At 71.8% G+C, this 12134-nt stretch carries 10 protein-coding genes; 6 read left to right on the top strand and 4 right to left on the bottom strand.

From position 1 onward, the window contains the following. The 6 genes from B1H55_RS06755 to B1H55_RS06730 all read left to right on the top strand — a co-directional run. Positions 1 to 944: NADH-quinone oxidoreductase subunit J (locus tag B1H55_RS06755; RefSeq protein WP_080461653.1), on the top strand; the 944-nt coding region annotated here is incomplete at its 5' end. After that, complete coding sequence (gene nuoK / locus B1H55_RS06750; RefSeq protein WP_073450993.1) at positions 941 to 1240, top strand: NADH-quinone oxidoreductase subunit NuoK; 300 nt, start codon at positions 941 to 943, stop codon at positions 1238 to 1240. The genes B1H55_RS06755 and nuoK, both read left to right, overlap by 4 nt. A gap of 19 nt (positions 1241 to 1259) precedes the next feature. Then, positions 1260 to 3269: an NADH-quinone oxidoreductase subunit L gene (nuoL, locus tag B1H55_RS06745; RefSeq protein ID WP_077240247.1), complete on the top strand. Its 2010-nt coding sequence runs from the start codon at positions 1260 to 1262 to the stop codon at positions 3267 to 3269. Positions 3270 to 3283: 14 nt separating this feature from the next. Next, positions 3284 to 4843, top strand: a complete 1560-nt coding sequence (locus B1H55_RS06740; protein ID WP_073450994.1) for an NADH-quinone oxidoreductase subunit M — start codon at positions 3284 to 3286, stop codon at positions 4841 to 4843. Then, the gene (gene nuoN, locus B1H55_RS06735; RefSeq protein WP_077240191.1) at positions 4840 to 6444 is read left to right on the top strand and encodes an NADH-quinone oxidoreductase subunit NuoN; all 1605 of its coding nucleotides are present in this window, start codon (positions 4840 to 4842) and stop codon (positions 6442 to 6444) included. Before B1H55_RS06740 ends, nuoN begins: the two co-directional genes overlap by 4 nt. A gap of 41 nt (positions 6445 to 6485) precedes the next feature. Further along, entirely contained in the window at positions 6486 to 7547 is a 1062-nt protein-coding gene (locus B1H55_RS06730) for a polyprenyl synthetase family protein (protein ID WP_077240192.1), read from the top strand. 100 nt (positions 7548 to 7647) lie between these two features. Here B1H55_RS06730 and B1H55_RS06725 read toward each other — a convergent pair whose 3' ends face one another. Genes B1H55_RS06725 through aztB form a run of 4 tightly spaced genes read right to left on the bottom strand, consistent with a single transcriptional unit; the run spans position 7648 to position 12089 of the window. Then, positions 7648 to 8976, bottom strand: coding sequence for a hypothetical protein (locus B1H55_RS06725; protein WP_077240193.1), 1329 nt, complete (start codon positions 8974 to 8976; stop codon positions 7648 to 7650). A gap of 46 nt (positions 8977 to 9022) precedes the next feature. Further along, the gene (locus B1H55_RS06720) at positions 9023 to 9937 is read right to left on the bottom strand and encodes a metal ABC transporter substrate-binding protein (RefSeq protein ID WP_073450998.1); all 915 of its coding nucleotides are present in this window, start codon (positions 9935 to 9937) and stop codon (positions 9023 to 9025) included. After that, positions 9934 to 11223, bottom strand: a complete 1290-nt coding sequence (locus B1H55_RS06715) for a hypothetical protein (protein WP_077240194.1) — start codon at positions 11221 to 11223, stop codon at positions 9934 to 9936. Before B1H55_RS06715 ends, B1H55_RS06720 begins: the two co-directional genes overlap by 4 nt. Next, entirely contained in the window at positions 11220 to 12089 is an 870-nt protein-coding gene (aztB, locus tag B1H55_RS06710; protein WP_077240195.1) for a zinc ABC transporter permease AztB, read from the bottom strand. The genes B1H55_RS06715 and aztB overlap by 4 nt, the downstream gene beginning before the upstream one ends. Positions 12090 to 12134: the final 45 nt, after the last annotated feature.

Raw genomic sequence — 12134 nt, 5'->3', positions numbered from 1 at the left:
CCGCGGCCCTCAGCGGCTCCGGGACGGTGACCCTCGGCGAGACGATCCTCTTCGGCGTCGTCGCCCTGGTGACCATCGCCTGCGGCATCGGCCTGCTGACCGCCAAGCGCGCCGTCGCCGCAGCGGTCAACATGATCGTCATCATGATCGGGCTGGCGATCCTCTACATCGCCAACGAGGCCCCCTTCCTGGGCGTCACCCAGGTGGTGGTCTACACCGGCGCGATCATGACCCTCGTCCTGTTCGTCATCATGCTCGTCGGAGTCGGCGGGGAGGAGCCCGTGGGCGCCACCACCTCCCGGGCGCAGGTCCCCCTCATCGCCCTCATCGGCGCCGCCCTCGCGGGCGCCCTCGGCCTGGCGGTCTGGCAGACCTCCCTGCCGCGCCCCGCCGGCCTCGACTCCGGCTCGGCCGCCGATCCCGCCGAGCTCGCCACCGCCCTGTTCGAGCGCCACGTGGTCACCATGGAGCTCACCGCGATGCTCCTCATCGTGGCGGCCCTGGGAGCGCTGACCCTCACGCACCGCCAGCGCATCCGTCCCAAGCGCTCCCAGGCGCGGATCGCCCAGGACAAGCTGCGCGACTACGCCATCAAGGGCGCCCACCCCGGCCAGCGGCCCATGCCGGGCGTCTACGCCGCCACCAACTCCGCGGCCGCCCCCGCCCTGGACGCCGACGGCGCCGCCGTCGAGGACTCCGTCCCCCGCGTCCTGCAGGCCCGGGACCTCGGCTACGAGTTGGCCGAGGTCTCCCCCGAGACCGCGGCCGCCGCCCGGGCCGGTCGGATCCGCGCCCGCACCGAGGCTCGCGTCGCCCAGTCCGGCATGGCCTCCATGCCCGGCGCCGCCGCCCCGTCGGTGATCCAGCCCGTGGCCGCCCCGGCGCTGCCCGAGGCCCCGGCGCAGGATCCCGCCCTGCCCGAGGCGAAGGAGGAGGACAAGTGAGCATCGGCCTCTACATCATCCTGGCGATCATCCTGTTCGCCCTCGGCGCGCTCACCGTGCTGCTGCGCCGCAACGCGATCATCGAGCTCATGGGCGTCGAGCTCATGCTCAACGCCGTCAACCTCGTGCTCGTCGTCTTCTCCCGCATCCACGGCAACCTGACGGGGCAGATCTTCGCCTTCTTCGTCATCGTCGTGGCCGCCGCCGAGGTCGTCGTGGGCCTGAGCATCGTCGTGTCCATCTTCCGAACCCGCAGGGGAGTGTCTGTCGACGACATCAACCTGCTCAAGAACTGAAGGGGCTGACGTGAGCATGATGGGCGCACTTCCCCTCGCACTGGCACCCGCCGTCTCCGCCGGGCACGCCCCCCACGCCGCCACCGGCGCGGCCGCGCTGGCCTGGCTCCTCATCGCGATCCCCGCCGCAGGTGCCGCGATCCTCCTGGTGGCCGGCCGCCGCTCCAACTCCTGGGGCCACTGGCTGGGCCTGACGGCCGCCGTCCTGACCGCCGTCCTGGGCCTGACGATCATCGCCCAGGTCGTCGGCATGCCCGCGGGCCAGCGGATCATGAGCACCAAGCTGTGGCACTGGTTCAGCGCGGGGGGCCTGAGCATCGACATCGGCCTGCGCGTCGACCCCCTGTCCCTGACCTTCGTCGGCCTGGTCACCTTCGTCGGCTCGCTCATCCACCTGTACTCGGTGGCCTACATGAGCTACGACCGCGACCGCCGCCGCTTCTTCGCCTACCTCAACCTCTTCATCGCCGCGATGCTCACCCTCGTGCTCGGCGACTCCTACATCACCCTGTTCGTCGGGTGGGAGGGCGTGGGCCTGGCCTCCTACCTCCTCATCGGCTTCTGGAACACCGCCGACGCCGACGACCCGCGCGCCGCGCGGGACAAGAGCATGGAGAACGCCACCGCCGCCAAGAAGGCCTTCATCATGAACCGCGTCGGGGACATGGGCCTCCTGGCGGCCATGATGGCAATGGTCTCCCAAGTTCACTCCGTGGCCTTCGACTCCGTCCTGCCGGCCGCCGCCAACGGCCGCGTGAGCGCCGGCTGGCTGACCGCCATGGGCTTCTTCCTCCTCGTGGCCGCCTGCGGCAAGTCCGCCCAGTTCCCGCTCCAGGCGTGGCTGGGGGACGCCATGGCCGGCCCGACGCCGGTGTCCGCCCTCATCCACGCGGCCACCATGGTCACCGCCGGCGTCTACCTCATGGTGCGCTCGGGCGCGATCTACGCCGGAGCCCCCAGCGCCCAGCTCGCGGTCGCGATCGTCGGCGCCATCACCCTCCTGCTCGGCGCGATCATCGGCTGCGCCAAGGACGACATGAAGAAGGTGCTCGCCGCCTCCACCATGAGCCAGATCGGCTACATGATGCTCGGCGCGGGCCTGGGCCCCATCGGCTACGCCTTCGCCATCTTCCACCTGCTCACCCACGGCTTCTTCAAGGCCCAGCTCTTCCTGGGCGCCGGCTCCGTCATGCACGCCATGGGCGACCAGGTCGACATGCGCCGCTTCGGGGCCCTGCGCACCGCCATGACGCTCACCTGGGCCACCATGGGTATCGGCTGGCTCGCGATCCTCGGCATCCCGCCCTTCAGCGGGTTCTGGTCCAAGGACAAGATCATCGAGGCCGCCTTCGTCGGCGAGGGCGTCAAGCCCTGGATCCTGGGCTCCATCGCCCTCGTGGGCGCCGGGATCACCGCCTTCTACATGTCCCGCCTCTTCTTCATGATCTTCCACGGCAAGGCCCGCTGGACCACCGAGAAGGACATCGAGGGCCCCGTCCACCCCCACGAGTCGGGATGGATGATGACGCTCCCGCTGCTCATCCTGTCCGTGTTCTCCATGGGCCTGGGCGGCGCCCTGTCCGCCGGGGACGCCTTCGTCACCTGGCTCGAGCCGGTCACCGGCCACGCCGAGCACGGCGAGCCGGTCCTGCCGGCGACCATCATCATGGGCGCCACGCTCGGCCTCGTCATCGCGGGCGCGCTCGCCGCCTGGCTCATGTACGCGGCCCGTCCCGTGGCCACCGTCGTCCAGCCCGGCAGCGCCCTCGTCGAGGCGGCGCGCAAGGACATGCACCAGGACGCGATCAACGAGGCCATCGCCATGCGACCCGGCCAGGGCCTCGTCCTGGCCGCGACCGCCTCGGACCGCTACGTCGTCGACGGCGCCGTCGAGGGCCTGGCGAGCGGCACCGCGGCGCTGGGCCGGCTCGTGGGCCGCACCGAGTCCGGCTACGTGCGCTCCTACGCCGGCTACATGGCCGCCGGCACCGTCCTGGCCCTCATCGCCGTCCTGGCCACCAGGTTCTGAGAGGACACCGCCACATGCAGACACTCACCGTCGCCACGGGCCCTTACCCGGTGCTCTCCATCATGGTGCTCGTCCCCCTCGTCGGGGCCCTGCTCCTGGCCGTCCCCGCCGTCCGGGGCCAGGCGCGCGGCCTCGGCCTGGTCATCTCGCTCGTCGAGCTCGGCCTGGGCATCTGGGCCGCCATCCTCTTCGACCCCCACGCGGGCACCGTCCACCAGCTCGCCGAGACCCGCCAGTGGATCCCCGCCATGGGCGTGTCCTGGGCGCTGGGCGTCACCGGCCTCGGCCTGGCGATGCTCCTCCTGGCCGTCTTCCTCGTGCCGATCGTGCTCCTGGCCTCCTGGGGCGAGATCCCCGCGGACCGCCAGGCGGGATTCGCCGGGCTCATCCTGGCCCTCGAGGCCTTCATCGTCGTCATCTTCACCGCGCGCGACGTCCTCCTCTTCTACCTCGTCTTCGAGGCGATGCTCATCCCCGTCTACTTCCTCATCGGCCGCTACGGGGGGCCCGACCGGCGCCGCGCCGCCATCAAGTTCCTCCTGTACTCCCTGGCCGGCGGACTCATCATGCTCATCGGCGTCGTCGCCCTGGCGGTCTACGCGCCCCACGGCGCCGACGACGGCGAGCTCTACCTCATTCAGAACCTGTCCCAGGGGCTGACCTCCTCCACGGGCGTCACCCGGGGCATCTTCATCACCTTCCTCATCGCCTTCGCCATCAAGGCCCCGATGGTCCCGCTGCACACGTGGCTGCCCGACACCGCCGAGCAGGCCACGCCGGGCACCTCCGTCCTGCTCATCGGCGTCCTGGACAAGATCGGCACCTACGGGATGATCGCGATCCTCCTGCCCATCTTCCCCGAGGCCTCCCGCTGGGCGGCGCCGGTCGTCCTGCCGCTGGCGATCGTCGGCATCATCTACGGCGGGCTCGCCGCGATCGGCCAGGACCACCTCTACCGGCTCATCTCCTACACCTCCATCAGCCACTTCGGCTTCATGGTGCTGGGGATCTTCATCGGCAACCAGATCGCGGCCGTCGGGGCCATGGTCTACATGGTCGCCCACGGGCTGTCGATCGCCGGCCTCTACCTCATCACCGGGTTCATGGCCCGGCGCACCGGGACCGTGCGCATCAGCGAGCTCGGCGGCATCGCCCGCGTCATGCCGCTCATCGCCGGGACCTTCCTCTTCTCCGGCCTGGCCTCCATCGCCCTGCCGGGCCTGTCCGGCTTCATCCCCGAGTGGATGGTCCTCACCGGCAGCTTCTCGGTGGAGCCCGTCTACGGGATCCTCGCGCTCCTGGGCGTCATCATCGCCGCCGTCTACATGCTCCTGCCCTACCAGAGGGTCTTCACGGGAGCGCCGGCGCCCGAACGCGTCGGCAGCCAGGACCTCGACGGCCGTGAGCGCCTCGTCGTCGCCCCCATCCTCGTCGCCATGCTGGTCCTCGGCCTGGCGCCCGCCGCCCTGACCGGCATCCTCGACGGCGTCGGGGCGCAGACCGCCACCACCATGGCGCAGGCGGCACCCCGGCCCGCCGCCACGGCCCCCGTCACGGAAGGGAGCAGCAAGTGAGCTTCACCGCCCCGTCCATCCAGTGGGACGGCCTCGCCCCGGTCCTCATCATCCTGGGAGCCGCCATTCTCGGCGTGCTCATCGAGGCGCTCATGCCGCGCCGCGCCCGGCACCTCGCCCAGACGGCCCTCGCCGTACTCGCCATCCTCGGCGCGATGGTCGCCCTCGTGTGGCGCTGGGGCGTGGTCGTCGACGGCGCCGCGCCCAGCCACCTCGTCGTCGGCTTCAACGAGGACCACTTCGGCATCGCCGCCCAGGGCGTTGTGCTCATCATCGGCCTGCTGTCCATCCTCGTGATCTCGGACCGCACCGAGGTCGGAGACTCCGCGTTCGCCGCGCAGGCCGCCGACCGCCCCGGCAGCGCCGAGGAGAGCGAGTCCATCCACGCCGGGTGGGTCGCCACCGAGGTCTTCCCCCTCACGCTGTTCTCGCTGGCCGGCATGATCCTCTTCCCGGTGGTCAGCGACCTCATCTCACTGTTCGTCATGCTCGAGCTCGTCTCGCTGCCGCTGTACGTCATGGCCGCCATGGCCCGCCACCGCCGCCTGCTCAGCCAGGAGGCCGCCATGAAGTACTTCGTCCTGGGGGCCTTCGCCTCGGCCTTCCTCCTCATGGGCTCGGCCCTCCTCTACGGCGCCTCCGGCTCGGTGCTCTACGGGGACCTGGCCACCGTCACCCGGGCCGGCACTCGGCTCCTGCCGGGACTGGACGCCACCGTGGCCGGCGCCGTCCCGGGCGCCGACCGGCTCGTTCTCGTCGGCGTCACCCTCGTGCTCGTGGGCCTCCTGTTCAAGATCGCCGCCGCCCCCTTCCACGCCTGGAGCCCGGACGTCTACCAGGGAGCCCCCACCCCGGTCACCGGCTTCATGGCCGCCGGGGTGAAGGCCACCGCCTTCCTCGCGCTCGTGCGGTTCTTCTTCGTCGTCGGCGGGCGGCTGAGCTGGGACCTGGCCCCGGTCCTGTGGACCATCGCCATCCTCACCATGGCGGTGGGCACCGTCGTCGGCATCGTCCAGCGCGACGTCAAGCGCATGCTCGCCTACTCCGCGATCGCCCACGCCGGCTACATGCTCATCGGCATCATCGCCTACGACCGGCGCGCGATCCCCGCGATCCTCTTCTACGCCCTGGCCTACGGCATCGCCACGGTCGGCGCCTTCGGGATCGTCTCGCTCGTGCGCGAGTCCCACGGCGGGGGAGCGGGCGCCGAGGCCACCAGCCTGGACGACTACCGGGGCCTGGCCCAGCGCAGCCCCTGGCTCGCCGGTGCCATGACGGTCTTCCTGCTCTCCTTCGCGGGCATCCCGCTCACCAGCGGGTTCATCGCGAAGTTCCAGCTCTTCGTCGCCGGTATCGGCGGCGGGGCGACCTGGCTCGTCGTCATCGCGGTCGCGAGCTCGGCGGCCACGGCGTTCTTCTACCTCAGGCTCGTCGTGCTCATGTACTTCCGCGCCCCCGAGGGCGAGGGCGTCACCATCGTCGGCTCCCAGGGCACCGCGGCCGCCGCGATCACCATGGCCGTCCTGGTCACGGTCCTCCTCGGCGTCCTGCCCCAGGGCGTGCTCACGACGCTCGGCCGCGCGGCTATGCTCATCCCGTGACCACACCGTCGCCACTGAGCGCCCCGGAACTCGAGGGCCGCATGGCCCCCGCCCTCGACGCCGTGGAGGAGCGGCTCATGTCGATCGTCAGCAACGCCGACGAGACCATCAACCCTCCCACCTCCCACCTGGCCAGGGCCGGAGGCAAGCGCCTGCGGCCCACCCTCGTGCTCCTGACCGCCCAGCTCGGCGCCCCCGAGCGCGCCACCGGTGAGGCGGTGAGGGACGCGAGCGTGGCCGTGGAGCTCACCCACATCGCCACGCTCTACCACGACGACGTCATGGATGACGCCCCGCTGCGGCGCGGCGCTCCCAGCGCGCAGACCGTCTGGGGCAACTCGGCGGCCATCCTCGCGGGCGACATCCTCGTGGCCCGCTCCTCCCAGCTCATCGCCGCCCTGGGGCCCGAGGCGACCCTCGCCCACGCGCGCACCTTCGAGCGCCTGTGCACCGGCCAGCTCCACGAGACCCTCGGGCGCCCCGCGGGCACGGACCCCGTCGACCACTACATCCAGGTGCTCGCGGACAAGACCGGCTCGCTCATCGCCGTGTCCGCCCGATACGGCGCCATGCTCACCGGCGCCGGCGCCGCGGTCGAGGCCATCGTCGAGGAGTTCGGCGAGCGCATCGGCATCGCCTTCCAGCTCGCCGACGACGTCATCGACCTGGCCTCCGACTCCGAGGTCACCGGCAAGACCCCCGGAACGGATCTCCTCGAGGGCGTGGACACCATGCCCGTCCTCCTGCTGCGCACGGCCCTGGCCGCGGGGGAGCTCGACGCCGCCGGCCAGTCGATCCTCTCCGACATCTCCTCCGCGGACCTGCACGATCCCGTGGTCCTCGCCGGGGTCGTCGACCGCCTGCGCGCCCACCCCGTTCTTCAGCGCACCCGGGAGATGGCGATCTCCTGGGCCGACGACGCCATCGCCGGCCTGGAGGGTCTGGAGGAGGCCGTTCTGACCGGCACCCGTGAGCGCCTGGCCGCCGACGGCCGGGGCGGGGAGGATCTGGAGACGGACCTGGCCGACGCCCGCGAGCGCGCCCGGGTGGTGCGGGGACTCCTGGAGGACTTCGCCCACCAGCTCGTCGACCGCGCCGCCTGAGGTCCGGTCCGCCCGGGAGGGGAACGGCGCGCCGGCGCTCCTCCGAGCACGGGACGGGCCCCGCGGCTCTCCGCCGCAGGGCCCGCCGTTTCATATGCGCTCAGTGCGTGGCCTCAGCCGTGTGCTCGTGCTCCTCGTCGTGGTGCTCGGAGCCATCGGCGTGCGTGTGCTTGGCGAAGGCGACCTCGTTGGGCGTCACCGAGTAGGCCTTGGAGGTCTTCTCCCCGTTGGTGAGATCCACCTTGTAGACGCTGTTGGTGGTCGGCTCCGTCACCCAGGCGGTCGAGCCGGAGATCTGGAGGGCCGGGTGGGCGTCCTGCCACTTGGCCGGCGGCTCCCAGGCGGCGATCACGGGGATCGAATCGGTGAAGGCCCCCGAGGCGACGTCGAGCTTGTGCAGGGCCCCATCGGTGCCGAGCACCCAGGCGTTGTCCTCGCCGTCGCGCTTGATGCCGCGCCACGTGTACTCCGCGCCGGCGGGCATGTCGACGACGGAGAAGCTGCCGGCGGCCGAGTCGAGCAGGCCCACGCGGTGCAGGTTGACTCCCTCGGCGTCGCGGTCGTCCTTGTAGTCGGTGACCGCGATGGGGGAGGAGTCGGTGACGTAGGAGTTGCCCACGCGCCCGTAGTCGGCGTCGGGGCTGGCGATCTTGGTGAAGGATCCGCCCTTGTACAGCAGAACGCCGTTCTCGCAGCCGAGCATGGCGGCCTCATCCTTCATGACGCCCTCGCCGTGGACCCCGGGGCACTCCTCGGAGCGGGTGAGCTCCGTGCCCGAGGCGTCCTGGGCCAGTGCTCCCTTGCGGGTCTCGGAGTTGCCCAGGGTGCGGATGACCGTGCCGTCGGAGAGCTTGACGGCGACGCCGTGGTGGGCCTCCTCGGAGGCGATCTTCTCGGTGCTCGGCAGGCTGGTGACGGTCTCATCGGCGTCGTGGCCCAGGGCGTCGGCCTTGACGAAGGTGATCTCCCCGCTGCCGTCGGCGAACAGGCCGGTCCAATCGCCGTGGGGCGTGACGTGCCCGCCCTTGTTCGCCGGGAAGACGAGGTCGGTGAGCTTCGCCTCGCCGCCGCCGGCGCCGGTGGACAGAACCTGGAAGCCGGCCTCCGTGGTGATGAGGGCGTGCTCGTTGTCGCCGAAGGGGTTGAGGCGCAGGAAGCCGCTCAGGGGGAAGTCGGCGACCTCCTCCAGGGTGGAGGCGTCCACGACCTTGACCCCGCCGTCATAGGCGAAGACGAAGCGGTCCGAGCCGTGCTGGTGCTCGTGCGCCTCGCCGGAGGCGCTCGCGGAGGCGGCCGCGCTGGACGAGGCGTCGTTCGAGACGGAGCCGCAGGCGCCCAGGGCCAGGGCCGTGGCGCTCAGGGCGGCGACGAGCGCGCCGCGCCGCGAGGCGCCGGCCAGGCGCGGGCGTGACGAGGTGGAGGATGACATGAGATGTCCTTTCTGGCTGGGTCGTGTCATCGGCAGGGATCGGTCCTCACGCGGTGAGGGCCGTGGTGATGCGGTCTGTGTTCACGGCGAGCATGTCCAAGTAGGTGGGGGCCTCGCCGTCGGGGGCGGACAGGGACTCGGTGAACAGGGAGACCACTTGGATGTCCTGCCCGGTGGAGTCCTTGAGGGCGGTGATGAGCTGGTCGGAGTGCGAGGTGTCGGCGAAGATCGCGCTCACGCCGGCGTCGCGCACGGCCGTCGAGAGCTCCTCCAGGTCCGAGGCGCTGGGCGCGGCGAGCGTGGATCCGCCGGGGATGACGGCGCCGATGATGCGGAAGCCGTAGCGGGCGGCCATGTAGCCGAAGACGTGGTGGTTGGTGACCAGGGCGCGCTTGTCCTGGGGGATCGCGCTGAAGCGGGTGGACATGTCCTCATCGGCCCCGGTGAGCTTGTCGCGGTAGGCCGTGGCGGAGGCGGCCAGGGCGGAGGCGTCGATCCCCGGCACCTTGCCGAGCGCGCCCTCCAGCCCGTTGACGACGTCGATCATCCTCGTGGGATCGGTCCAGAAGTGGGGGTCGGGGCCGGAGGCGTCATCGGAGGAGTACTCGATGGGCGTGAACTGGTCCCCGGCGGTGAACAGCACGACGCCATCGCCCTTGGCGCTCTCGATATTGCTGGCCAGCCCCTCCTCCAGGCCCAGGCCGTTGGTCACCAGGAGGGCGGCGTCGCGCATGGCGAGGGTCTGCTTGGCCGAGACGCCGAAGGAGTGCGGATCCGCGTTGGGCGCCATGAGGGTGGTGATGACGGCCTGGTCGCCCACCACCTGGGTGACCACGTCGCCCAGGATGTTCGTGGTGACCACGATCGACGGCTTGCCGGCGTCGTCCTCGGAGCCCTCGCAGGCGGCGACGGCCCCCAGGGGCGACAGCGCGAGGAGCGTGAGCAGGTCCCGGCGCCTCATGCCCCGACCACCTCGAAGGAGACGAGGCCGGCAGCGGGGATCGTCCGGGCCACGCGGGCGGAGTCGGCCGCGTCGATCTCCAGGACGGAGGCGCCACCGGCGCCGGGGGCGTAGACGCGCTTGGGGGTGCCCCGAAGGCCGACGGCCGCGGCGAGGGCGGGGTCGGCGATGGGTTCGGTGACCGTGGCCTCGGCGCCGTCGGCCCACACGCGCACGCGTCCCTCGGCGTCAATGCCCACGACTCGCTTGCGCGTGTCATCCATCGCGGAGACGGCCACGACGGGCGCCCCAAAGGTCACCCGCGTCCAGCTCCTGTCCCGCACGCTGAGAAGCCAGGCGCCGCCCGTCTCATCCAGGGCCGCCACCTGGGAGCGGCGGGCCCGGTTGGACAGGGAGACGATCCTCGTCCCGGCGGCCTCGTCCGGCAGGGGGACCCACTCCAGGGAGGGCGGCTCGGCGGTCGCGGTGGAGGAGGGCTCCGGCGCGACGACGGCGCCGCCCTGGCACCCCAGGACGATGCCGGCGCGGGTGAGGGTGCCGCCGGAGGCCGCGGGGCAGGCAACGCCCTGGCCGACGGCCTGCCCGGCGTCGTCGATGATGCCGGCCCGGCCCCCGGAGACCAGGACGGTCCTCTCTCCCAGCGGAGCGGCGAAGGATCCGGCGTCGATGGTGGCGGTCGCCAGGGCGCTCTGACTCCCCTGCCCCAGGGCCTGGCGGTCCAGGACCGTGGCGGTGGTGCCCGAGGCGATGACGGTGCGGGCGTTGGTGGAGGCCACGCCGGCCGTCCCGCTCATCCCCACGGCGCCGAGATCGCGGGCGGTGGCGCGGTAGTAGTGCTGGTGGTCGCCGTGGTCCCAGGTCCACACCCCTGAGTCCACGAGGCTGAGCGCCCCGTCCGGCCCGGTGAGGGCCACGAATCGGGAGTCCGACGCGGTGGCGGTCAGGCCGGGCAGTGAGGTGATGGGAGTCGGGGCGCCGTCGTCGGTGAGGTCGAGGAGGCTCACCTGACCGTCGGAGGAGGCGGTCACCAGGGACAGGGGCGCCTCGGAGAGCTCCGTGGCGCCGTCGATGTGGCCGTGTCCATCACCCTGGCCGCTCTCCTGGGCGGCCGCACTGGCCCCCGCTGAGGCGTCGGGGGCTGTGGCGCTCGCGGTGGCGTCGGAGGGCGAGCCTCCCGAGCAGGCGCCGAGGACGACGGCGGCGGCCAGTGAGGCGCCGACGACGGCGGTGCCGGTTCGGCCGGTCCGGTCGGCGAGGCCGGTGCGGATGCGCTGGGGGAGTCTCACGCGTGCTCCTTCGTGGTTGCAGGGCAGGGGAGGGGGCGGTCTGAGCGCCGACGGGCACTGATCAGGGCGGCGGCCCCGGAGGCCAGGAGGAAGACGCCCGCGGCCGTGGCGGTGATGGTGGCGCCGCCGGCCGTGTCCGCGTACAGGGAGATGTACAGGCCCACTACGACGCAGGCGCTCGAGATGACGGCGGCCCAGGCGGTCATCGCGAGGATCGACTTCGACCACAGCGAGGCCGTGGCCGGCGGGGCGACGAGGAGCGCCACCACGAGCAGGGTGCCCACGGCCCGGTAGGAGGCGACGACGGCGGCGATGATGAGGAGGGTCAGGCCGGCCTGGGCCAGTGCCGGGCGCATCCCCAGGGTCAGCGCGATGCCCGGATCGAGGGACAGCGCCGTCAAGGGGCGGATCATGACGGCGCCCACGATGAGGACGACGATGAGCGTGCCGATGAGCACGGTGATCTCATCACTCCTGATCCCCAGGATGTCGCCGAAGAGGATCGCGGTGATGTCCGTGGCGAAGGAGCGGGATCGGGAGACGATGATGACGCCCAGGGAGAGCATGAGGACGAAGGTGATGCCGATGGCGGTGTCCTGGGAGAGGCGGGCCCGCCGGGACAGGAGGGCGACGAGCACGCCCATGGCGGTGGCGCTGAGCGCGGCGCCGACCAGCGTGGGCAGCCCGATGAGGGCGCTGATCGCCACCCCCGGCAGCATGCCGTGGCCGATGGCCTCCCCGAGGAACCCCATGCCCCGGATGACCACCCAGGTGCCCGCCACCGAGCAGACCAGCGCCGCGAGGACTCCTCCGGTCAGGGCGTTGGTGAAGAACCCGAGGGAGAGCGGGTCGAGGAGGTAGTGCACATGCGAAGCGTAACGATAATCGTTCGCGGTTGTCACGCTATGCTC

The organism is Actinomyces denticolens (assembly GCF_002072185.1).
Lineage (GTDB): Bacteria > Actinomycetota > Actinomycetes > Actinomycetales > Actinomycetaceae > Actinomyces > Actinomyces denticolens.
Note: the sequence above shows the minus strand (reverse complement) of the source record. Positions and strands in the feature narration are given on the sequence as shown.